Consider the following 23,322-nt stretch of genomic DNA (forward strand, 5'->3'; position numbering starts at 1 on the left):
CCGACCGCACCGAGCCACGTGCCGCCCCCGCGGCCAACCGGATTCACAGAGAGGATTTGTCATGTCGAACGCCAAGATGCCGGCGTATCCGCAAACGGATATCGATACCTGGAACAAAGCTGCGGCGAAGCACGCACCAGGGGGTGACGTCCAGAATCTGAACTGGGTCACTCCGGAAGGCATTGCGGTCAAGCCGCTGTATACGAAGGCCGACACCGCCGACCTGCAGCATTCCGACACGCTGCCCGGCTTCGAGCCCTTCCTGCGCGGCCCGCAGCCGACGATGTACGCGGTCAAGCCGTGGACGATCCGCCAGTACGCCGGCTTCTCGACGGCGGAAGCTTCCAACGCCTTCTACCGCAAGGCGCTCGCCGCCGGCGGCCAGGGCGTGTCGGTCGCGTTCGACCTCGCGACCCACCGCGGCTACGACTCGGACCATCCGCGCGTGACCGGCGACGTGGGCAAGGCGGGCGTGGCGATCGACTCGGTCGAGGACATGAAGATCCTCTTCAACGAGATTCCGCTCGACAAGGTGTCGGTGTCGATGACGATGAACGGCGCCGTGCTGCCGATCCTCGCCGGCTACATCATCGCCGCCGAAGAGCAGGGCGTGTCTCAGGACAAGCTCTCCGGGACCATCCAGAACGACATCCTCAAGGAGTTCATGGTCCGCAACACCTATATCTACCCGCCGACGCCGTCGATGAAGATCATCGCCGACATCTTCGGGTACACCGCGCAGCACATGCCGAAGTTCAACTCGATCTCGATCTCCGGCTATCACATCCAGGAAGCGGGCGCGAACCAGGCGATCGAACTCGCGTTCACGCTCGCCGACGGCATGGAGTACGTGCGCACCGGCATCAACAGCGGCATGGACGTCGACACCTTCGCGGGCCGCCTGTCCTTCTTCTGGGCGGTCGGCATGAACTTCTACCTCGAGATCGCCAAGATGCGCGCGGCGCGTCTGCTGTGGTGGCGGATCATGAAGCAGTTCAACCCGAAGAGCCCGAAGTCGATGATGCTGCGCACGCACTCGCAGACCTCCGGCTGGTCGCTCACCGAGCAGGACCCGTACAACAACGTCGTGCGCACGACGATCGAGGCGATGGCCGCGGTCTTCGGCGGCACGCAGTCGCTGCATACCAACGCGTTGGATGAGGCGATCGCGCTGCCGACCGAGTTCTCGGCCCGTATCGCACGCAACACGCAGATCATCATCCAGGAAGAGACGCACATCTGTAACGTCGTCGATCCGTGGGCGGGCTCCTACATGATGGAGAAGCTCACGCAGGACATGGCCGACAAGGCCTGGAGCCTGATCGAGGAAATCGAGGCGATGGGCGGCATGACCAAGGCGGTCGAGTCCGGCTGGGCCAAGATGAAGGTCGAGGAGTGCGCCGCGGACAAGCAGGCGCGTATCGACTCGGGCAAGGACGTCATCGTCGGCGTCAATAAGTACAAGCTGGCGAAGGAAGACCCGATCGAGATCCTCGACATCGACAACCATGCGGTGCGCGAGTCGCAGGTCGCGCGTCTGAACAAGATCCGCACGACGCGTGATGCCGCCGCCGTGCAGGCTGCGCTCGACGCGCTGACGAAGTGTGCGGAGACCAATGAGGGCAACCTGCTCGACCTCGCCGTGAAGGCGGTGCGCCTGCGTGCGACCGTCGGCGAGATCTCGGACGCGCTCGAGAAGGTCTTCGGCCGCTACCGTGCCAACCCGCAAGCCGTGTCCGGCGTGTATGGAGCCGTCGTGGAAAACGATGCCGACTGGAAGGAACTGAAGGCCGACATCGAAGCCTTCGTCGCAGAAGAGGGCCGCCGCCCGCGCATCATGATCGCCAAGCTCGGCCAGGACGGCCACGACCGCGGCGCGAAGGTGGTTGCGTCGGCGTTCGCCGATCTGGGTTTCGACATCGACATCGGCCCGCTCTTCCAGACCCCGGAAGAAGCCGCGCGCCACGCGGTCGAGAACGACGTGCATGCGGTCGGCTGCTCCAGCCTCGCCGCGGGCCACAAGACGCTGGTGCCGCAGATCGTGAATGAGCTCAAGCGCCTGGGTGCGGACGACATCGTCGTTTTCGTCGGCGGCGTGATTCCGGCGCAGGACTACGATGCGTTGTATGCTGCCGGGGCAAAAGGCATCTTCGGGCCGGGCACGGCGATCCAGACGTCTGCCCGCGAAGTGCTCAAGCAGATCCGCGCGGCGCGCGCCAAGGGCTGAACGCTCGTGTAGGGCGGGACGGCACTGCGCCGCCCGCCGCGCGGCGGTTGAACCCGTGCCCGCCCCGAGATCGGCGGGACGCGCTTCGGCGTCTGCCCTACGTGAACTGTTGCCGTCCTGCGAAGTGATGTACGCGACGAATCGATGCCGATGAACAAACCCGAACACCTGCCCGAATCGATGGCCGACTTCGTGCCCGAGCTCGACGCCGCCGACCGCGCGCTGGTCGAGGGCGTGCTCGCGCGCCAGCTGCGCCCGCTCGCGAAGACGATCACGCTGATCGAGTCGCAGCGCGAGGATCACAAGGCGCGGGCGCGTCACGTGCTCGAAGCGCTGCTGCCGCAGACCGGCGGCGCGATGCGCGTGGGCATCTCGGGCGTGCCGGGCGTGGGCAAGTCGACCTTCATCGAGGGGCTGGGCCTCTACCTGATCGAACAAGGCCTGCGCGTCGCCGTGCTGGCGGTCGATCCCTCGTCGTCGCTCACGGGCGGCTCGATCCTCGGCGACAAGACGCGCATGGAGCTGTTGAGCCAGAACACCGCCGCGTTCATCCGCCCGAGCCCGTCTGCGGGCAGCCTCGGCGGCGTGGCCGAGAAGACGCGCGAGACGATGCTCGTCTGCGAGGCCGCTGGCTTCGACGTGATCATCATCGAGACCGTCGGGGTTGGACAGTCTGAAACCGCTGTCGCCGGCATGAGCGACATCTTCTGCCTGCTGCAGTTGCCCAACGCAGGCGACGACCTGCAGGCGATCAAGAAAGGCATCATGGAGATCGCTGATCTCATCGTCATCAACAAGGCCGACATCGACGCCGGCGCCGCAATGCGCGCGAAGTCGCAGATGAAGACCGCGTTGCACATGCTGCGTCCGGCGAGCCCGAACTGGACCGTGCCGGTGCTGACGCTCTCCGCACTACAGAAGCAGGGCATCGCCGATTTTTGGACGGCGGTGAGCGACTACCGCAAGGCGATGACGGCATCCGGCGAATTCGAAGCCAAGCGGCGCCACCAGGCGCTCGCGTGGATGTGGGACCTAATCGATGCCGGGCTGCGCAGCCGTTTCCGCAGCCATCCGCAAGTGAAGCATGAACTGCCGGGGCTCGCCCGCGCGGTGGAGGAGGGCGCGACCACGCCTTCGGCCGCGGCGCTGCGCCTGCTCGGCTATCTGAACTGAGTTGAAGCCCGGCCGCATGAAGCCGGGCGTAGCAAGCAGAACCGTTAAGGAGGTCATCAATGCACGAAATCATTCGCCAGCTCGACGAGAAGCGCGCCAAGGCGCGCCTCGGCGGCGGTCAGAAGCGCATCGACGCCCAGCATGCGAAGGGCAAGCTCACTGCGCGCGAGCGCATCGAACTGTTCCTCGACGAAGGCAGCTTCGAAGAGTGGGACATGTTCAAGGAGCACCGCTGCACCGAGTTCGGCATGGAAGGCGACCACACCCCGGGCGATGGCGTGGTGACCGGCTACGGCACGGTCAACGGCCGCCTCGTGTTCGTGTTCTCGCAGGACTTCACGGTGTTCGGCGGCTCGCTGTCCGAGACCCACGCCGAGAAGATCTGCAAGGTCATGGACCACGCGATGAAGGTCGGTGCGCCGGTGATCGGCCTGAACGACTCGGGGGGCGCACGGATCCAGGAAGGCGTCGATTCGCTCGGCGGCTATGCTGACGTGTTCCAGCGCAACGTGATGGCCTCCGGCGTCGTGCCGCAGATCTCGCTGATCATGGGCCCCTGCGCCGGCGGCGCGGTGTATAGCCCCGCGATGACCGACTTCATCTTCATGGTGAAGGATTCGTCCTACATGTTCGTGACCGGTCCGGAAGTCGTGAAGACCGTGACCCACGAGGAAGTGACCGCCGAGGAACTGGGCGGCGCGATCACCCACAACACCAAGTCGGGTGTCGCCGACCTCGCGTTCGAGAACGACGTCGAGGCGCTGATGATGACGCGCCGCCTCGTCGGCTTCCTGCCGTCGAGCAACCGCGAGAAGGCCCCGACGGTGCCGGCGGTCGATCCGGCCGAGCGCCTCGACATGTCGCTCGACACGCTGGTGCCGAGCAACCCGAACCAGCCGTATGACATGAAGGAAGTCATCGTCAAGATGGTCGACGACGGCGACTTCTTCGAACTGCAGCCCGACTACGCCAAGAACATCATCATCGGCTTCGCGCGCATGGAAGGTTCGCCGGTCGGCATCGTCGCGAACCAGCCGCTGGTGCTCGCGGGCTGCCTCGACATCAAGAGCTCGATCAAGGCCGCACGCTTCGTGCGCTTCTGCGACGCGTTCAATATCCCCGTCGTGACGCTCGTCGACGTCCCGGGCTTCATGCCGGGTACGACGCAGGAATACGGCGGCATCATCAAGCACGGCGCGAAGCTGCTCTACGCCTACGCCGAATGCACGGTGCCGAAGGTCACGATCATCACCCGCAAGGCCTACGGCGGCGCCTACGATGTTATGTCGTCCAAGCACCTGCGCGGCGACGTGAACTTCGCCTGGCCGTCGGCCGAAATCGCGGTGATGGGCCCGAAGGGCGCGGTGGAGATCATCTTCCGCAGCGAGAAGGACGACCCGGCGAAGCTCTCCCAGCGTGAGGCCGAGTACAAGGCCCGCTTCGCGAATCCGTTCGTCGCGGGCGCGCGTGGCTTCATCGACGACGTGATCATGCCGCACGAGACGCGCAAGCGCGTGTGCCGCTCGCTGTCGATGCTGAAGAACAAGGAACTCGAAAACCCGTGGCGCAAGCACGGCAACATCCCGCTCTGATCGCCCAGGGAGACTGAGGAATATGTTTAAGAAGATTCTCATTGCTAACCGCGGCGAAATCGCTTGCCGCGTGATCAAGACCGCCCGCAAGATGGGCATCGCCACCGTCGCCGTGCACTCCGAGGCGGACAAGGACGCGCTCTTCGTCGAGCTCGCCGATGAAGCCGTATGCATCGGCCCGGCGCCGTCGAAAGAGTCCTACCTCGTGATGGACAAGATCATCGCCGCCTGCAAGCAGACCGGCGCCGAGGCGGTCCATCCCGGTTACGGCTTCCTGTCGGAAAACGCGGAGTTTTCGCGCCGGCTGGAAGAGGAAGGCATCAAGTTCATCGGGCCGAAGCACTACTCGGTCGCCAAGATGGGCGACAAGATCGAGTCGAAGAAGCTCGCGATCGAAGCCGGCGTGAACACCATCCCCGGCTACAACGACGCGATCGCCGGTCCGGCTGAAGCGGTCGAGATCGCGAAGAAGATCGGCTATCCGGTGATGATCAAGGCTTCCGCCGGCGGCGGCGGCAAGGGTCTGCGCGTTGCGTACAACGACCAGGAGGCTTTCGAAGGCTTCTCGTCCTGCGTCAATGAAGCGAAGAACTCCTTCGGCGACGACCGCGTCTTCATCGAGAAGTACGTGCTCGAGCCGCGTCACATCGAGATCCAGGTGCTGGGCGATTCGCACGGCAACTATGTGTACCTGAACGAGCGTGACTGCTCGATCCAGCGCCGCCACCAGAAGGTCATCGAAGAGGCGCCGAGCCCCTTCGTCGATCCCGAGATGCGCAAGGCGATGGGCGAGCAGGCGGTGGCGCTGGCGCGCGCGGTGAACTACGAATCGGCCGGTACGGTCGAGTTCGTCGTCAGCGGCGCGACCAAGGAGTTCTACTTCCTCGAGATGAACACGCGCCTGCAGGTGGAACATCCGGTCACCGAACTCATCACCGGCCTCGATCTCGTCGAGCAGATGATCCGCGTCGCCAACGGCGAGAAGCTGCCGCTTGCCCAGAAGGATGTCGGCATCAACGGCTGGTCGATGGAGTGCCGCATCAACGCCGAAGACCCGTTCCGTGGCTTCCTGCCCTCCACCGGTCGCCTCGTGAAGTTCCAGGCGCCGAAGGAGATCCCGGGCCAGGTGCGCGTCGATACCGGCGTGTATGAAGGCGGCGAGATCTCGATGTACTACGACTCGATGATCGCGAAGCTGATCGTGCACGGCGCGAACCGCGAACAGGCGATCGAGCGCATGCGTGATGCGCTCAACGCCTTCGTGATCCGCGGCATCAGCTCGAACATCCCCTTCCAGGCGGCGCTGCTGCAGCATCCGCGCTTCTGCTCGGGCAACTTCAACACCGGCTTCATCGCCGAGGAGTACCCGCAGGGCTTCGACGCGTCGATGGTGCCGCACGACGATCCGGCGCTGCTCGCCGCGGTCGCGACCTTCACGCGCCTGCGCTACATCGACCGCGCCGTGCAGATCGACGGCCAACTCGCCGGTCACGGCCGCAAGGTGGGCAGCGAGTGGGTGGTCGTGATGGGTGACAAGCAATACCCGGTCACGGCGCATCGCATCGATAGCGGCATGGAAATCACCTATGGCGATAAGACCTACCGTATCGTCTCCGACTGGACCTTCGGCGACCTGCTGTTCCAGGGCACCGTCAATGGCGTGCCGGTCTGCCTGCAGATCGAGCGTCGCGGCCTGCGCTATCGCATCTCGCACTTCGGCCTGCACGTCGAGCCGATCGTGATGACGGTGCGCGCGGCGGAACTGCTGGCGCTGATGCCCGAGAAGCTGCCGCCGGACATGTCGAAGTTCCTGCTGTCGCCGATGCCGGGCCTGCTGCGCGAGATCTGCGTCGCCGAAGGCCAGGAAGTGAAGGCGGGCGAGAAGCTCGCAATCATCGAGGCGATGAAGATGGAAAACGTGCTGAAGGCCGAGCAGGACGGCACGGTCAAGAAGCTCGTCGCGAGCCCGGGTGCGAGCCTGTCGGTCGACGAGGTGATCATCGAGTTCGAATGATCGCGCTGCGTGCCGCTGCTTAAGCGGCGCCGGACGTCTTTCCCTGAAGCCCGCGCAAGCGGGCTTTTTTGCTTTGCGCGTCGAATAAGGTCGGGTGGCCCAGCGGGGAGATTATCCGGAAGCCCCATGGCCGTGCTTCCGGTGCGGCTTGGCTGCGGGCTTTTCCGGCGCCTCCGGGGGGTAACGAATGATGGTGACGGTTTCGTCGGGCTCGAACCAGAACTCGCCTTGCCCGGCATCGAGGCGGCCCACGATCAGCACGATCAACCCGTCCACCAGATTGACGCCGGTGATGGTTTCCCATGCGAACGTCGGGTGGGGGTTCGCGCCGGGACCGTCATAGATATGGTCGCCGACCTGCACATCGGCTGCGCGTATGGTGATCCTGTTCGTCATGCCTGCCTCCTTCCGGAAAGCCCTCAGACCGGTTCCTGACTTCACGGGTCATGATGCGCCGTCCCGGCGATGATCGCCAAGGAATCGTCAGTCCACCCGGTATGCGATCCGGACCGTCGGCTACACTGGTCGGCATGCGGGGACGTCTTGGGACAACCCGAGTGTCGCGCCGCATTCAAGCGTATCAACGGTCGTTGCCCATTGCAGCGATGCTGTTCAACAGATTGGATCGATCATGAACAACGAGAAAATCAAGGTACGCGTCGCCAGCAGTGGCCAGGAACTCCAGGTGGTCGTTTTGAACAAGAGCGTGGAGAGGATCGAAGTCGTGCTGGGCGAGGGCGTCCACAGCGTGCGCTGCACCTTGACTCCGACGCGCAACGGCGCAGCATATGTCGGCAGCGCCATGGGCCGCGAGATCACCTACGAGCGCAACCGCGACCAAGTGAAGGCCGACCTTGCGCGTGTCGCCGGCTACCGCGAATTCAGGCGGTGAAGTGCGCCCGGGGCCTGTCGCAAGGACAGGTCGCTACTTGACGACGGTTCGGCTTCCGAGCACCACGATCAGCGCGATGGTCAGCACGAAGCACAGCGCCTGCCAGAAAATCAACGGGTTGCGCTCGATCAGCGGCGGCGGGCCTTTGCCGAGCAAGGCGTTGTTCGGGTGGCGGAGGTCGTGGATGAACTCCGAGGACTCTTCATAGCGTTTATACGGCTCCGGATGCACCGCCTTGGCCAAGGCAGCGTCGATCCATGCGGGAATCTCGCGATGATCGTCGAGCACCGAGGCGTATTTCAGCTTCCGTTGCGCCGCCTTCGTCCGTGACTTCGCGACCTCGGCGCCATAGGGCAGGCGCCCGGACAGCATCTGGTAGGTGATCACGCCGAGCGAAAACAGATCCGAGCGCGGCGTCCCCGCTTCGCCGAGGAAATATTCGGGCGCGGTGTATTGCGCTGTTCCCAGGATCTCGGGCTGCAGGTTCGCCGACTCCGCCTCCGCCAGCCCGGACACGCGCGTCGAACCGAAATCGATGATCTTCACCGTGCCGGTGCCGTCGATCATGATGTTGTTCGGCCGCAGGTCCTGATGAAGCATTTCCATCCGGTGGAAAGCGCGCAGCCCCTTCGCGATCTGCTCGACGATGCCGCGCACCGTTTCCAGCTCCGGCGTCGGGTGGTCCGTCATCCATTGCGCGAGCGTCTGGCCCTCGATGTATTCCGTCACGACGTAGAGGTAGTTGCGCTTGCGCGTCGGGGGGCAGGGCTTCAGCACGTGCGCGCTGTTGATGCGCCGCGCGATCCACTCCTCCAGCATGAAACGTTCGAGATAGGCCGGATCGCCGCGTAGATCCATCGACGGGATCTTCAGGCTGACCAGCTTGCCGTTATCCTGGTCTTCGGCGAGGTAGATGTGACTGCGGCTGCTGGCGTGGATCTCGCGCACGACCCGGTAGCCGTCGAAGATCATCCGAGGCTGCAGGATCGGGGGCGGCGGCAGGTCCGCGAGCTGGCGGTAGCGCTCGTCCGCTGCCTGGCCGGGCAGGTTGTCGATGCGCACGATCTGGACGGTCAGGTTGTCCGAGCTGCCCTGCGCGTAGGCCTGTTGTGCGATGCGTCGGGCGGCCTCGTCGAGGTCGTCCGCGAGGTTTCGGATACTGTCGACGATGAAGGAGGGGGCGACGTGCTCGTACACGCCGTCGGTGGCGAGCACAAAGATGTCGCCGCGCTCGACTTCCAGCGTTCGATAGTCGATCTCCACCTGCGCGCCGATGCCGAGCGCGCGACTGAGGTAACTCTGGTCCTCGGCGACGAGCAGCCGATGATCGTCGGTCAGCGGTTCGAGCTTGCCGTCGCGCAGTCGATAAATGCGACTGTCGCCGACGTGGAAGACGTGGGCCGTGGCGGACTTGATGACCAGCGCGCTCAACGTGCAGACGTAGCCGCGGTCCTGGTCGTAGCGGTACTGGCTGTTGCGCGTCTGCGAGTACAGCCACGAGTTCGTCGCGGACAACACGCGCTGCGCCGAGGTCTTTACCGACCAGGCTTCGGAGGTGCAGTAGTAATCCTCGAGAAAGCTCTTGATCGCCGATTCGCTGGCGACGTGGCCGACCGCGCTGCTGCTGATGCCGTCGGCGAGCGCGATGGCGATCCCCTTCGAACTCAGCTGCGGTTCGTCGGGGATGCACAGGCCGTGGAAATCCTGGTTGATCTCCTTACGGCCCCTGTCGGAGAACTGGCCGGCAGTGACCGCGAGTTTTCTCGACATCGGCGGGGAAGGGAGCCTGGGGAAGAGGCCCGCGCCGCGCGGCAGCGGGCCTGCGGCGTCAATCAGCGGGCGACGCGTTTCGGTGCAGTGCGCACGTGGGTCGAATACAACGTCAGGCCGACGAAGGTGATGCCGCCGAGCAGGTTGCCCAGCACCGTCGGGATCTCGTTCCAGATCATGTAGTCGTAGATCGAGAAATTGCCGCCGAGCATCAGGCCCGAGGGGAACAGGAACATGTTCACGATCGAGTGCTCGAAGCCCATGTAGAAGAAGAGCATGATCGGCATCCACATCGCGATCACCTTGCCCGACACGTTCGTCGACATCATCGCGCCGACCACACCGGTCGACACCATCCAGTTGCACAGCACGCCGCGGATGAAGAGTGTGAGCATGCCGGCCGCGCCATGCGCCGCATAGCCGACGGTCCGGCCTTCACCGATGGTGCCGATCTTCTGCCCGACGATATTGGGCGCCTCGGTGAAGCCGAAGGTGAAGATCACCGCCATCATGATCGCAACCGTCATCGCGCCGGCGAAGTTGCCGATGAACACCAGCCCCCAGTTGCGCAGCACGCCGTTCCAGGTGACGCCTGAACGCCGGTCGATCAGTGCCAGCGGGCTCAGCGTGAAGACGCCGGTCAGCAGGTCGAAACCCAGCAGATAGAGGATGCAGAAGCCGACCGGGAAGAGCAGGGCACCGAGCAGCGGCTGGACGGTCTGGACGTTGATCGTGATCGCGAACGCGGCTGAAATCGCCAGGATCGCACCGGCCATATAGGCGCGGACGAGCGTGTCGCGCGTGGACATGAAGATCTTGGATTCCCCGGCATCCACCATCTTGGTGACGAACTCGGCTGGCGCGATGTATGACATGACGTTTCCCTTGGGTCTTGAGTGAATCGTACGGACGAAAAAAATGCGTCCACTTCTTTCTCTCGTCGTGAGAGACAGAAATGGACGCCGTTGTCCTTTGTCGGGCCGCCGTTGGCCCGACCTGACCCAACTACAGCACGGGGCGTGCCAACCGCCTGAAGTCCAGGAACCGTGCGGTTTGCGCACGCTTTCCTCCGGCGGCCGTGCCTGGGCTGCCCCTGCGTGGGGCGCGGTTTCGGGCTTGCGCCTAGTTTTGGTGCGCCCCGCTTAGTGAGCGGGATACTTGTCCGGATCGGCCAGCGTCTCGACGAGCTTGTTGAGCGCCACCGGCGTCAGCTTCTCGTCATAGATGCCGGCGCCGACCTGGATGCCCGCAGAAAACGCCATGTCGGCGGTCACCGCATAGCTCACCTTGCGCGAGGCACCGCCTGCGCCCGGTTTGGGCCACGCGTACTCCACCCAGCCGCCGCGCGGCTGCGTCGCGGCCTTGCACAGTTCGGCGAAGATGTAGCGGCCGTTGTTGTCGGTGACCTGCATGATCGGCCGGCCGACGAGGTCCGGGCGCAGCGGATGGGCGACCATGCGGTCGAGCCGGCAATCGAACACGAAGACGTAGCTGTCCTTCCAGACCCAGGGCCCGTCCTTGCTGTTGAAGGCGGAGATGCCGGACACGCCCTTGGTCTGGAGGAATTTCGCTGCCGCCCAGACCTTCGTCACCGCGTCCTCCGGCGTCGCCGAGTCTTCGGCGGCCGGCGCGGCAAGGGCTGCCCCCGCAAGCATGGAAAGCGAGCACAGGAGCGCTTGAATTCGGACCCTGGTCATATGCATTACCTCAGGCCGTGCGTTCGCCGATCTTCGGCAGCACCGAGACGACGCCTCGCTCCGATGCCTGGCGCGGTCCCTTGATCCAGGGCTGGCCGACCGGCAGCACGTCGCGCCCGAAGAGGTCGAGGAAGATCAGGTGGGCCATGATGTACCAGGCCATCGCCGCGGTCGCCATCAGCTCGTAGCCCGCCACGACCGTCAGCTCCGGATAGCCGAAATGGGCCAGGTCGAGCATGACGAAGCCGCCCAGCAGCATCGTGAAGGTAATCGCCAGCGCGCTATGGACGCGCATCGACCCGACCCACAGGATCGTCGTGAAGGCGGTCCAGGCGACGAGGAACCAGCCGATGTCGGTCTTGCTCGAGACGTAGATGTTGAACTGGTTGCCGATCAGCATCAGCGCCAGCGCGATCCAGAAGCAACCGTAGGACGTGAAGGCGCAGTAGCCGAAGTTGTTGCCCGTTTTCATCTCCTGCAGGCCGGCGATCATCTGCGCCAGACCGCCGAAGATCAGCCCGACCCAGATCACCGGTCCGATCCCCATCCAGCCGACGTTATGAAACTGCAGGATCATCGTCGTCAGCCCGAAGCCCGCGAGCCCCACGACCGCCGGATTGCCTAGTTTCTGTTCAGCCATGCTCTTACTCCCTCTCCCGTTAAAAATCCTTGGCCGCCGCCCTCTAGTGCGCTTCCGGTTCCGCTTCATTGGCGAGCGGGACAAGGGAAGCATGGTGCGGTCGATTGGCCGGCCCTGCATGATATGCAAAACGCAATGCACTGATGATAATGGAATTGTCATCAAGTGAAAGTGGATATTTCGTCGAAGGCGGCGGTTCGCTTGGGCGCAGTCCTCGTGAGCGCTGCATGTATTGTCGTGGCGAGGCACGCTTGGTTGACTGTGTGTATGCTAGGAGGATGATCAAGGCGGACGACCGGTTCCGAAGAGGTGCACTCGCCGTGCTGTTGGCGCTGGCGGCCGGCTGTGCCACGCAACCACCGGTGCCGCCCGGACATCCGCCGGTGGGCAAGGTGCCGCGCGGGGCGTCAGGGCATGAGGGCGCTGCGACCGCGTGGCCGCTGGCCGTGCTCGGAGCCGTCGAGGGCGCGCGGGTCGGCCTGCCGGTAGGCAGCGGAGTGCGCTGGTTCGATGCGGCAGCGCTGCGGGCGGCGTGGCAGGCCGCGCAACGCGTCGAGGCGGTGACGCCGGGCGCCCGCCCGCAGTACCTGCTGGTGGAGGACGCGACAGCGAACGCCTTTGCGCTGCGGGGTGCGCAGGGCGAGACCATCGGCATCAACACGGGGATGGTCGAGCTCCTCGGTGCGGACGAGCCAGCCTGGGCGGCACTGATCGGTCATGAGCTCGCGCACCTGAATCTGCGGCATTCCGAACAGCGCCGCTCGCGCCAGAACGAAACCGGCGGCATGGTGGCGCTGGCGAGTATCGTGCTGACCGCAGTGGCCTTTCCGCTGACGCCCTTGTTTGCCGAATTTGCGACCAGTTTCACCGAGAAGGGCTACAGCCGGGATGACGAACGTGCCGCCGACGAGGCCGGCATCGCGTCGATGCGCCGCGCGGGCTACGACCCGGAGGGCGCGGTGCGGTTTTTCGAGAAGCTCGGCGGACGCGCGCAGTCGCCGCGCTTCGCCTTCCTCAGTACGCACCCGGATAGCGCCGAGCGCGTCGCCGCCGCGCGCGCGCTCGCGGATCGGTGAGGACCCTGCTGGGCGCCCAGTTGTTCGTCATCGGCGGATTCCCATATTTTTTGCCGCCTTTGCGCCCCGGCTGCGTCCCGGGCTCGCGTTCGATATCGACTTCGGTGCAGCGCACGGTGTCTTGTACCGCAGGCGTCGCGCTTCGGTGAGGGGGCCAGCGACGGGCCGCGCGAAATTGCGGCGGGAATTTTGGCAAAGGCATGTAAGGCCTTACCCGCTGCCTCGACCGCCACGGCGCTGTTGGCCGCACTTACAAAATCGAACAGAGCGCCGTGTGCCGGATTTCCCGCACGGACGTTATTGGCTCATGGGGCAGACCGCTCCATGAGTCTTCCGTCAGGAGCGAAAAATGAACAGGTTCTGGGTTCCGGCGCTGGTCGTTTCGGCAGTGTTCAGTGCGAATGCGTTCGCGTACCGCGATTGCGATGATGACGTCCGCTATGAGCGCCATTACCGCCAGTCCGACCGGCCGGCGGTCGTGTACGGGGAGCCGGCAGTGATCTACCGCGAAACGCCTCGCATCGTGTATCGCGAGCGCATCGAGTACCGCGACCGCCCTGTGTACTACGAGCAGGCGCCGGTGCGTTACTACGAGCAGCGCCCGGTGCGCTACTACGAGGCGCGTCCTTATTCCGGCTATGACGAGCGCCCGGCCTCCTACCAGCGCTATGACGGAAACCGCGCTGTCGGGCAGGCGGTCGGCGCCATTGCGGGCGGGGTGATCGGGAATCAGTTCGGTCGGGGCGGAGGGCGGGTGGCGGCGACAGCCGTGGGCGCCGTGGTCGGGAGCATCGTCGGCGGACGCATCGCGGACTCCTACGAACCGTAAGTTGTCAGGCGGGGGCAAGGGGCGCCTGCGGCCTGTCGGCGGAAGGCGCGATGCTTTTCGCCGGCAGCCCGCGGGCGATCTGGCGAACGTCCGCCAATCGGACTCCGTGGCGATGGAATGCTGACGGCAGAAACAATGAATGGCAAAAGATACGAGCAGGAATCGTAGGCTTTGCTTTCTTTCCCCGCTTTCGGTAATGCGTCTATAAAGAAGGCAGTGGACCGGTTTTCAGTGGTGGCGGGCGTGACGAAGGAAGAGAACCCGTCCGCGCACTGTTCATTTCCGAACGAGGATCATCCTCGAAAGGAGCCGGGCCATGTATTACCAGAGCTACGATCCGCTGGGAAACGCCTTCCTGTCGACGCTCGCCGCGGCGGTTCCGATCGGCGTCCTGCTGTACTTCATTGCCCTGCATCCGCACCGCGACGCCCAGGGCGTCCGGCATCTCGGTGTCAGCGCGCCTTACGCGGCGATGTTCGGCGTCGTCGCAGCCTTCCTCGTGTCCTGCCTCGTGTTCCGCATGCCGGTCCCGGCGGCAGTTTCGGCCTTTGCGCTGGGTTCGCTGTCCGGCTTCCTCGGCATCATCTGGATCGTGCTGGGCGCGATGTTTCTTTACACGATGACGGTGGTCACCGGCAAGTTCGAGGTCGTCAAGGAGTCGATCATCCACATCTCCTTCGACCGGCGGCTGCAGTGCGTGCTGATCGCCTTTTCCTTCGGCGCGATCATCGAGGGAACGTCCGGTTTCGGCACGCCGGTGGCGATCGCGGGCGCCGTGATGGTGGGGCTCGGATTCAAGCCCTTCCAGTCGGCGGTGCTCAACCTGCTGGCGAACACCGCACCGGTTGCCTGGGGGGCGATCGGTACGCCGATCGTGACGCTCGCGGCAGTGAGCGGCCTCGATCAGCTGACGCTGTCGACGATGGCCGGGCGTCAGCTGCCCTGGGTGTCCGTGCTCGTGCCCTTCTGGCTGGTCGCGGTGTTCGTGAAGATGGAGGGCGGCAGCTGGAAGGAAGTCTTCGAGGTGTGGCCGGCGACGCTGTGCGCCGGTGTGTCATTCGCCGTGATGCAGTACTTCGCGTCGAGCACGAACGAATTTCATTTGATGACCGACGTCGTGTCCGGGGTCTTCTCGGTCATCGTCACCGCGCTTTTCCTGCGCTTTGTCTGGCATCCCAAGACGCGCTTCCTGTTGCGCTCGGAGCGTGAGGCGCTGGCGCGCGAGGGCAAGTCGGCGGCGACGACGGGCAGCAACTGGAAGTATCCGTACTCGGTCGGGGAAACGGTCTACGCATGGCTGCCGTGGACGATCCTCATTCTGTGCTGTGCCATCTGGGGCATGCCGGAATGGAAAAAATACCTGAACGCGCTGTTTGCCGGCGTCGCGTTCAAGACGACGCTGCTCGGCTCGCCCTTCGGCGGCACGCTGTCGCTGCCGGTGTGGGACATGCCGGCGCTGCATAACCTCGTGCAGCGCATGCCGCCGGTGGTGCTGGAAGGGGCGAAGCCCGAGGCGGCGCGCTTCACGATCAACTGGCTGTCGGCCGCGGGCACCGGAGTGTTCGCCGCTGCGCTGCTGTCCGGCCTCGTGCTGCGGCTGAGCGCGGCGCAGTGGGGAGAAGCCGTCGTGCTGACCGCCCGTCGCATGAAGACGCCGGTGGTCGTCATCGCCCTGGTGCTCGGCCTCGGTTTTCTGACGCGCTATTCCGGCACCGACGCGGTCCTCGGGCTCGCCTTCACCGGTGCCGGGCCGCTGTATCCCTTCTTTGCGGCCTACCTCGGTTGGCTCGGCGTCTTCCTCACCGGCTCGGATACCGCCTCGAACGCGCTGTTCGGCAGCCTGCAACGGATCACGGCGCAGCAGCTCGGTCTGAACGAGGTCTTGATCGTCGCCAGCAATTCGACTGGCGGCGTGATGGGCAAGATGATCGACGCGCAATCGATCATGGTCGCGTGCGCTGCCTGCTACGAGGACCCGAAGGAGCGCACGCACGCTCTCGGCCCGATCTTCCGCACGGTCTTCTGGCACTCGCTCGCGGGCGCTGCGGTGATCGGCGTGATCGTGATGTTGCAGGCGTATGTATTCCCGGGGGTGATCCCGGTGTTGCCGCCGAAATAGTGTCCATCCCCGGCCCGGGAACGTCGTTTGCTGGAGCCTTGTTCCAGCATTGGCCCGCGGGCCGGGAGACAAGGCATGGACGATTACGTACATCACGTTTCAGGCTTCTTCGTGCATCGCAATGAGGCTGATGAGGCATACCGGGAACTCGTCGCGCGCGGTCTGCCGCGGGAACGCCTGCAGCTGCTCGCCGCCGAGTCGCTGGAAGCGACAAAACCGGAGGAGGCAGAAAGCCGCAGCGTGCTGAAGGATATGCTGGTCGACGGCGCGATCGGCACGGTGGTCGGCACCGGCCTCGGTGCCGTGGGCCAAGTCGCGCTCGTCGCGGCGAACGTGAGCCTCTTCGTGGCGAGTCCGCTGCTCGCCCCGCTGGCGATGCTCGGATGGGGCGCGGCGCTGGGCGGCATCGTCGGCGCGGCGGCGGGGGCGGAGAAGGTCGACGGCAAGCTCTCCGACCTCGTCCGCGACGCGGTCGCGAGCGGCCAGTCGGTACTCGTCGCGGAGACGCGCAGCGAGCAGGAGACCAACATCGCCCGCGAAGTGATCCAGGCGGCCGTGGGCGAATACAAGGACAGCGCCGCGAGCTGAGCGCGCAATGCCCCGCGCACGGCAGGACTTTTCATTGTCCTATGCGATTCGGCTGAAAATCCCGGACTTCGGGTATTGCGCGAGGCCGGGGATGACGGCATCCTGACGGGGCCGCTCGACCCGGCCCCCGTCCGCAAGGTGGACCGCCGGCCGGGCGAAGCGCCTCCTTTTCAATCCCCTGCTCGTCCTCTGAGGAAGAAGTCCTGATGTACGCCGTCACGCCGAAAATCGTCGTCAACGCCAACCCGCATTACAAGAAGCTGGGTGGGGAAGCCGCAGTCCGCAGTCTCGTCGATCGTTTCTATGCGCTGATGTGCGAACTGCCGGAGGCGGCCGAGATCCGTGCGATGCATCCCGAGGATCTGACGCAGGCGAAGGAGCATCTCTTCATGTTCCTGTGCGGATGGCTGGGCGGCCCGCCGCTCTACGCCCGGCATCGCGGGCCCCCGCGCCTCGGCCGCGCGCATGCGAGTTTCGGCGTCGATGCGGCGGACCGGGACGCGTGGATGTTGTGCATGACGCGGGCGCTCGAAGAGCAGGTGGCGGATGCGGAATTGCGCAGCCAGCTTGTTGCCGCGTTCGAGAAGGTCGCCGACGCGATCGCGCGCCACTGAGACGCGGCGGGCGGGACTTCATCCCGCCCGTGGGATTGCAGCCGATAGTCCGCGTCAGGCGGCGGCCATCCGCCCTTGTTCCTGGCGTCGCGCCTGTTCCGCCTCGAAGGCGCGGATCTCGATGAGGGCCTGGTCGAGGGCCATTTCGCTCGTCTCCAGCAGCTTGCCGACGAGGTGCTCGGTGAGCGGCATCAGGTCGGTGAGCAAGGCCTTCGTCTCGGCGTAGAGGCGTTCGCTCTGCGCCTCCATGAGGCCGCGCGTCTCTTCGTCGAGGGTGCGGCTGGTCGCCTGGTTGTCGTTCGCGAGCGCGCCGAAGTTGAGCCGCGTCTTGCGGTACATGCCCATCTCGGCGACGGCGTGGTGCAGCAGCTGGGTGACGCGCGTGATGTCGTTGTGCGCGCCGTTCGTGGTGCCGTCCTCGCCGAAGAAGAGCTCCTCGTTCGCCATGCCGCCGAGCAGCACGCGCACGTCGTGTTCGATGTCGCCCTTGGTCTTCAGAAGATCCGTGCCCTGCTTGTGGAAGACGAAGCCGAGCGCGTTGTTGCGCGGGATCGCCTTGAGCGAGATCTTGATCGTCTTCATGTCCGCGAGGATGCGGTCCCAGTCGTCGTTCGTGATCTGGCGTTCGCGTTCGAGGTCGACGAGGAAGTGCCCCCATTCATGCGTGGCGATGATGCGGCGGTCACGTTCGCGCTCGTCCGTGGTGCTGGAATTGACGTTGCCGACGAGCACGCGTTCGGCGGCCTGCATCAGGGTGTTGGCGCCGATCATCTCGCCGGCCTGCACGGCGGTGATGCCGGCCTGATTGACGATGGTCTCGAGGTCGGCCGGACTGCGCCCCTCGGTGACCCCGACGATGTGGCCGAGGTCGAGGTCCGGCAGCACCTTGTCGGCGCGCTGCGAGAGGTAATGGCGAATGATCGCCAGCCGCTCTTCGCGGTTCGGCAGGCGGAAATCGACCTTCATCTGGAAGCGGCGCAGCATCGCCTCGTCCATCTGCATCGTTTCGCTGTTGAAGTTGCTCGCGACGATCCAGATGATCTCGGCGTCGCTCTTCGTGCGTACGCCGTCGAGCACGGACAGCAGCGTGTTCGCGGTGTCGTCGTCGAACTTGCGCCGGCCGCCGCGCTTCATGAAGAGATCCTGCGCCTCGTCGAGGAAGACGATGCAGCGCTTGCGGCGCTTGGCCATCGCGAGGATGCGGTTGAGCGTGTTGGAGCCACCCGCGACGTAGCCGGTCTCGAGGTTGGCCGCGGAGTGGAAGAGGATCGGCAGGTGCAGTTCCTTCGCGAGGTAGCTCGCGAGCTTGGTTTTGCCGGTGCCCGCGGGGCCGCTGAACATCACGTTGAAGGGCTTGCAGATGCCGTACTCGGCGTAGAGCGCGCGGCGCTCGTACTGGTCCTTGATCTGCGCGACTTCGGCCTTGATGTCGTCCATGCCGACGAGCTCGTCGATCGAGCCGCGGACCTGGCCCGGCTCGACGAACTTCAGCGACTTGAACTGGCCCTTCAACTGGATGAACAGGAAGGCGAGCAGGCCGATCATCAGGGCGGCGGAGAAGGCGGCGCTGACCCCGGCGCGCAGGCCGTCATGTTCGGAGCGCGGGCGGCCGCTCGCGAAGCGCTCGTCGAGGCGCTCGAAGACGTCCAGCGCGGCGGGGCTCAGTTCGCCACGCGGAATGAAGTGGAGTTTGTTGCCCCAGAGGGCGGTGACGGCCTTGTCCGAGAAGATCCGCGTTTCCATATCGCTCGGGTAGTAGGCGTACTGCTTGCCTTGCGATTCGATCAGGATCGTGCGCTCCGAGACGTTCCACATCAGCGGCTCGTAGATCACCGCGATGCGATCGACCGGATTCGATTCGAGGAAGCCCAGCATCGAGCCGCTGCCGAGCACCACCGGCAGCTTGTCGTTGAAGGCCCATACGCCTTCGCCAGGATTGCCGCCGACGGCCATCGCCTTGACCTCTTCGGCCATCGCTGCGCGCTTCTGCACGAGGGTGACCGAGTAGAAGGCGGTCAGCGGGATCGCGATCGCCATCGCAATCAGCGCCAGCCGGACGGTCATCGACTGGATGACGAACCAGTCCTGCAGCCGGCTTGCAGTCTTCTTGACACTGAGCCGCAGGCCGGTCGGCGCGGGCGGCGCATCGGCGGCCGTGGGCAACTCATTGGGTTTCGATAAATTCGACATGGCAGTCCTCCATGTAGCGCTACGCCATGTTCCAACCCGGAAGCGATGATGCAGGCCAATCAATAAAACAGGTGTCTCTGGAATCGAGTGCGCGATGGCAGAATCGACTCCAAGCTGACTGTGACCGGCGATCTTCGTGAGGGTTCAGCATAACGAGCAGCCCGTGGCCGTCGCGTGACAAATTGAACGGCAGTGAAGCGATCGACCCGTCCTAGAAGAGCTCGGGGAAGCGCTCCAGCCACAACCAGTCGACCCCCAGGACGACCACGACGATCAGGGTCCAGATCGCGACGATGAAGCAGCCGGCGGCGAGGGCGGCGACGCCGAGCTCATGCATCGTGCCGCCGATGAAGAACCACAGCGCGGTCAGGAAGATCCATTTGGCGATGAAGCCCGGCAGGTAGCGCCGCATCGCGCGGTTGTGGCGATAGTTCTGCTGTCGCTCGAGGCAACCGCCGCGGGTGACGTCGCGGAAGTACTGGAAGGGCCAGAGATAGCGGTAAAGCAGTCGCTGAAAGGATGGCGCGGTGTGATGTCCCGTCGTCCCTGAGTCCATGACCACCTCCTCGGCGCGTTGCGGCTGGATCGACCGTGCCAGGTCGTCCGGGCGCGCAAGGCCCGACGCGACCTAGCTCCTCCTTTTGGGATGGACCCGAGCGCTACCGACACTCGGGCGCATTGTCGGCCAGTTTATGCTTTCGAGGGGCGGATTGGGGGCTCTCCTCGTGACGAGGTGTGACGCGCGCCACCGACCGGCGGCGTTCATGCCTTCAAGTTTTGCGACGGATCGAATCGATGTTGACCACCGTCACCGCGGCCGCGCCGGTGCTGCAGCCGGAGCCGGTCGCCTTGGGATGGACGAAGGTGAGCCCGGAACTCGTCGACGTGTCGGTGAAGTCGATGATTACGCCTTCGAGCAGCCGGCGCGACTCGGCGGACAGGATCAGCTTGAGGCCATTCCAATCGAGCGTCGTGTCGCCCGCGCGAGGCAGCTCGACGTCGAACTCCGATGCGTAGCCCGAACAGCCGCCAGCGCTCACCTGCAGGCGGAAGCCGGCCTCCGGTCCTCCGCCTCCGAGGCGCACGATGCGGCGCATGAATTTCTCGGCGGCGGGTGTGATCGTGATGTTCATGTGTCGGTCTCCTCAGGCGGCCTGCTGGTGGGGGGATGGGGCGGTTAGATGTCGTCGAGCGGCCGACGCAAGCTCTGTGCCGTGCGTCCGTGAAGCCGCTCGAAGCCCGCACTGGCCGGGCAGACGGAGGCGGGTCGAGCGTCGATCAGCCCGTGGGGCTTTGCAACATTCGATGCGGACAATCGCGACACGCTGTCGGGTTCGCGACATTCAGGGGTGTCGGATCGTCCGTCGAACAATGTCGACAAATAAAATGTGTGCAAATAGAATCGCCGGTCCTCGGCGGGAGAGGGAGCCCGCCGAGGTGTGCCTAAATGTCTCAAGAGGGAATTGAGCGCTTGCCTGGCGGTCAGTCTAGGTTGCGGCGATAACAACTATGAGGAACAGACACGCCGATGGATCCCACGATCTGGCCGACATGGCCGCTCCACTTCAAAGCCCCCTTCGGTCTCGCCATTGCACTGCTGTGTGCAGGCCTGGGCGGCGAGTTGGTGGCACGCTTTGCGCGTGTGCCGCGTATCACTGGATATTCCCTCGCCGGCCTGCTGATGGGGCCCGCGGTCTTCGGCTGGTTCGGGCGGGATGACGTCGCCGGCCTGCGCATCGCGGTCGATCTCGCGCTGGCGCTGCTGCTCTTCGAGCTCGGGGTGAGGCTCGATGTGCGCTGGTTCCGCGCGAATCCATGGATTCTCGTGTCCAGCATCGCGGAGGCTTTGCTGAGCTTCGTGCTGACCTTCATGGTGCTGCGCTGGCTCGACTACAGCAACGGCATGTCCGCGACCGTCGCTGCGATCGCGGTCAGCACCTCGCCCGCGGTCGTGATGCGTGTCGTCGCCGAAATCCGTGCCGAAGGGCAGGTCACGCAGCGGCTGCTCGCGCTGTGCGCGCTCAACGTCGCGTATTCGCTGGTGCTGTCGAACCTGATCGTCGGCGGCATGCATGGTGTGTTCCGCAACGACTGGACCGCGGCACTGTTGCATCCGCTCTACCTGATCGGCGGCTCGCTCGCGATCGGTGCGGCGCTCGCGTGGGCTTTCCGGCAGCTGCGGCGCAGCCTCGACCTGTCGGACGAGCAGGGCGTGGTCGTGCTGTTCGGGCTCTTGCTGTTCGCGCTTGCGTTGCTCAAGACGCTCAAGCTGCCGGGCATGCTCGCGCCGCTGATCGCCGGCGCGATCGTCAAGTACATGGATCCGCGCCCGCACCTGTGGCCGCGCCACTTCGGCACCGCGGGGGGCGTGCTGGTCGTGCCGCTTTTCATGCTCACCGGCATGTCGGTGACGCTCGGCGAGATCGCCGCGGGCGGGCTCGCGGGGCTCGCGCTGCTCCTCGCGCGCGCCGTCGGCAAGGGCGCGGGCGTCGCGCTGACCGGCCCGGTCAGCGGCATCACGCGGCGGCAGGCGATCGCGCTCGGTGTCGCGCTATTGCCGATGTCGGGCGTGGCCTTCGTGATCGCCGAGGACATCCGGCTGATGTACCCGGACTTTGGCGCGAAGCTCGTACCGCTCGTCATGAGCATGATGGTCGTGATGGAGCTGCTCGGTCCCTTCGCAGTGCAGAGGGCATTGCAGGGCGTGGGCGAGAACAACACAGGAGATCGATGATGGCTCTGGAAGCTTTCGGCCAGTCGCGTCCGCTGACCCTCGGGGTCGAACTCGAACTGCAGATCGTCAATACCCATGACTACGATCTCGTCGGCGGCGCCGAGGACCTGCTGCGCACCCTGGCCAAGCGCGAGGTGCCGGGGGATATCAAGCCGGAAATCACCGACTGCATGATCGAGGTGTCGACCGGTATCTGCGAGCATTACGCCGACGTCAGCGAGCAACTGACGGTGATCCGCGACACCCTCGTCGAGGCCGCGGGGAAGCTCAACGTCGGCATCTGCGGCGGCGGCACCCACGCCTTCCAGCATTGGGGCCAGCGTCGCATCTTCGACGCGCCGCGTTTCCACCACCTGTCGGAGCTGTACGGCTATCTCGCCAAGCAGTTCACGGTGTTCGGCCAGCACGTACATATCGGCTGCCCGGGTCCGGACGTCGCGCTCTACCTGCTGCATTCGATGTCTCGCTACCTGCCGCACTTCATCGCGCTGTCGGCCTCGTCGCCCTTCGTGCAGGGCTCGGATACCGGCTTCCAGTCCGCGCGGTTGAACTCGGTGTTCGCCTTCCCGATGTCCGGCCGTGCCCCCTTCGTCGAGTCGTGGACGGACTTCGAATCCTTCTTCGACAAGATGACGGCGACCGGCGTGGTCGAGAGCATGAAGGACTTCTACTGGGACATCCGCCCGAAGCCCGAATTCGGGACCATCGAGGTGCGGGTGATGGACACGCCGCTCACGGTGCGCCGCGCCGCGCAGCTCGCCGCCTACATCCAGTCGGTGGCGCGCTACCTGCTCGTCGAGCGGCCGCTGCGCCCGGTTGAGGACGACTACCTGGTCTATACTTTCAACCGCTTCGAGGCGTGCCGTTTCGGCATGAATGGCACTTTCGTCGACCCCCGCACGCACGAGCACCGCACGATCGCCGAGGACATCCTCGCCACGATGGAGCGCATCGAGCAGCACGCGATCGAGCTCAATGCCGACGTCCCGTGCCGGGAGCTGCGCGAGATGGTCGCCTTCGGGCGCAACGACGCCGAGAGCCTTCGCGCCGACTTCGCCGAGACGCGTTCGTTGAACGACATGGTGCGTCTGCAATGCCTGCGCTGGAAGACGTAGCCGAACCGGAGGACGTTCGAACGATGAGGACTTCGTGAGCCGCGGTCCCTTA

20 protein-coding genes are annotated in these 23,322 nt (G+C 65.0%); 12 read left to right on the plus strand and 8 right to left on the minus strand.

Going from position 1 to position 23,322, the window contains the following annotated elements:
- Positions 1-61: 61 nt before the first annotated feature.
- The 4 genes from scpA to accC all read left to right on the plus strand — a co-directional run bounded on the left by scpA (position 62) and on the right by accC (position 7,006).
- Entirely contained in the window at positions 62-2,227 is a 2,166-nt protein-coding gene (scpA, locus tag VJ673_RS10270; protein ID WP_324125998.1) for a methylmalonyl-CoA mutase, read from the plus strand.
- A gap of 144 nt (positions 2,228-2,371) precedes the next feature.
- A complete protein-coding gene (gene meaB / locus VJ673_RS10275; RefSeq protein WP_324125999.1) occupies positions 2,372-3,400 on the plus strand; it encodes a methylmalonyl Co-A mutase-associated GTPase MeaB in 1,029 nt (342 codons plus the stop codon).
- A gap of 59 nt (positions 3,401-3,459) precedes the next feature.
- Positions 3,460-4,992: an acyl-CoA carboxylase subunit beta gene (locus VJ673_RS10280; RefSeq protein ID WP_324126000.1), complete on the plus strand. Its 1,533-nt coding sequence runs from the start codon at positions 3,460-3,462 to the stop codon at positions 4,990-4,992.
- A gap of 22 nt (positions 4,993-5,014) precedes the next feature.
- Entirely contained in the window at positions 5,015-7,006 is a 1,992-nt protein-coding gene (accC, locus tag VJ673_RS10285; protein WP_324126001.1) for an acetyl-CoA carboxylase biotin carboxylase subunit, read from the plus strand.
- A 111-nt stretch (positions 7,007-7,117) separates the two neighbouring features.
- Here accC and VJ673_RS10290 read toward each other — a convergent pair whose 3' ends face one another.
- The gene (locus VJ673_RS10290) at positions 7,118-7,402 is read right to left on the minus strand and encodes a hypothetical protein (protein WP_324126002.1); all 285 of its coding nucleotides are present in this window, start codon (positions 7,400-7,402) and stop codon (positions 7,118-7,120) included.
- Between the two features lie 235 nt (positions 7,403-7,637).
- Here VJ673_RS10290 and VJ673_RS10295 point away from each other — a divergent pair, with 235 nt between their 5' ends.
- Positions 7,638-7,898 carry a hypothetical protein gene (locus VJ673_RS10295; RefSeq protein WP_324126003.1) on the plus strand — a complete coding sequence of 87 codons (261 nt, stop codon included), beginning with the start codon at positions 7,638-7,640 and terminating at the stop codon, positions 7,896-7,898.
- A 33-nt stretch (positions 7,899-7,931) separates the two neighbouring features.
- On the opposite strand, the gene VJ673_RS10300 is transcribed toward VJ673_RS10295, so the two are convergent.
- The 4 genes from VJ673_RS10300 to VJ673_RS10315 form a co-directional block, all read right to left on the minus strand.
- A complete protein-coding gene (locus VJ673_RS10300) occupies positions 7,932-9,668 on the minus strand; it encodes a bifunctional protein-serine/threonine kinase/phosphatase (protein ID WP_324126004.1) in 1,737 nt (578 codons plus the stop codon).
- Positions 9,669-9,730: 62 nt separating this feature from the next.
- Entirely contained in the window at positions 9,731-10,543 is an 813-nt protein-coding gene (locus VJ673_RS10305; RefSeq protein ID WP_324126005.1) for a formate/nitrite transporter family protein, read from the minus strand.
- 267 nt (positions 10,544-10,810) lie between these two features.
- Entirely contained in the window at positions 10,811-11,365 is a 555-nt protein-coding gene (locus VJ673_RS10310) for a cache domain-containing protein (protein ID WP_324126006.1), read from the minus strand.
- Positions 11,366-11,375: 10 nt separating this feature from the next.
- A complete protein-coding gene (locus tag VJ673_RS10315; protein ID WP_324126007.1) occupies positions 11,376-12,005 on the minus strand; it encodes an acetate uptake transporter in 630 nt (209 codons plus the stop codon).
- Positions 12,006-12,283: 278 nt separating this feature from the next.
- Here VJ673_RS10315 and VJ673_RS10320 point away from each other — a divergent pair, with 278 nt between their 5' ends.
- From VJ673_RS10320 to VJ673_RS10340, 5 genes are all read left to right on the plus strand, one after another.
- Positions 12,284-13,081: a M48 family metallopeptidase gene (locus VJ673_RS10320; RefSeq protein WP_324126008.1), complete on the plus strand. Its 798-nt coding sequence runs from the start codon at positions 12,284-12,286 to the stop codon at positions 13,079-13,081.
- 349 nt (positions 13,082-13,430) lie between these two features.
- Positions 13,431-13,910, plus strand: coding sequence for a glycine zipper 2TM domain-containing protein (locus tag VJ673_RS10325; protein WP_324126009.1), 480 nt, complete (start codon positions 13,431-13,433; stop codon positions 13,908-13,910).
- A 316-nt stretch (positions 13,911-14,226) separates the two neighbouring features.
- Positions 14,227-16,029 carry an L-lactate permease gene (locus tag VJ673_RS10330; RefSeq protein ID WP_324126010.1) on the plus strand — a complete coding sequence of 601 codons (1,803 nt, stop codon included), beginning with the start codon at positions 14,227-14,229 and terminating at the stop codon, positions 16,027-16,029.
- A gap of 75 nt (positions 16,030-16,104) precedes the next feature.
- The gene (locus VJ673_RS10335; RefSeq protein WP_324126011.1) at positions 16,105-16,617 is read left to right on the plus strand and encodes a hypothetical protein; all 513 of its coding nucleotides are present in this window, start codon (positions 16,105-16,107) and stop codon (positions 16,615-16,617) included.
- A 206-nt stretch (positions 16,618-16,823) separates the two neighbouring features.
- Positions 16,824-17,231 carry a group II truncated hemoglobin gene (locus tag VJ673_RS10340; RefSeq protein WP_324126012.1) on the plus strand — a complete coding sequence of 136 codons (408 nt, stop codon included), beginning with the start codon at positions 16,824-16,826 and terminating at the stop codon, positions 17,229-17,231.
- A 54-nt stretch (positions 17,232-17,285) separates the two neighbouring features.
- On the opposite strand, the gene VJ673_RS10345 is transcribed toward VJ673_RS10340, so the two are convergent.
- The 3 genes from VJ673_RS10345 to VJ673_RS10355 all read right to left on the minus strand — a co-directional run bounded on the left by VJ673_RS10345 (position 17,286) and on the right by VJ673_RS10355 (position 20,554).
- On the minus strand, positions 17,286-19,421 hold the full coding sequence (locus VJ673_RS10345) for an AAA family ATPase (RefSeq protein WP_324126013.1): 2,136 nt from the start codon (positions 19,419-19,421) through the stop codon (positions 17,286-17,288).
- A 211-nt stretch (positions 19,422-19,632) separates the two neighbouring features.
- Positions 19,633-19,977 (minus strand): hypothetical protein, encoded by a 345-nt coding sequence (locus VJ673_RS10350; RefSeq protein ID WP_324126014.1) that lies wholly within the window; start codon positions 19,975-19,977, stop codon positions 19,633-19,635.
- Between the two features lie 214 nt (positions 19,978-20,191).
- Complete coding sequence (locus VJ673_RS10355) at positions 20,192-20,554, minus strand: HesB/IscA family protein (RefSeq protein ID WP_324126015.1); 363 nt, start codon at positions 20,552-20,554, stop codon at positions 20,192-20,194.
- Between the two features lie 395 nt (positions 20,555-20,949).
- On the opposite strand from VJ673_RS10355, the gene VJ673_RS10360 reads away from it, so the two are divergent.
- Positions 20,950-22,155, plus strand: coding sequence for a cation:proton antiporter (locus VJ673_RS10360; RefSeq protein ID WP_324126016.1), 1,206 nt, complete (start codon positions 20,950-20,952; stop codon positions 22,153-22,155).
- Complete coding sequence (locus tag VJ673_RS10365) at positions 22,152-23,270, plus strand: YbdK family carboxylate-amine ligase (protein WP_324126017.1); 1,119 nt, start codon at positions 22,152-22,154, stop codon at positions 23,268-23,270. Before VJ673_RS10360 ends, VJ673_RS10365 begins: the two co-directional genes overlap by 4 nt.
- Positions 23,271-23,322: the final 52 nt, after the last annotated feature.

It is taken from the genome of Aromatoleum sp. (genome assembly GCF_035254505.1).
Lineage (GTDB): Bacteria > Pseudomonadota > Gammaproteobacteria > Burkholderiales > Rhodocyclaceae > Aromatoleum.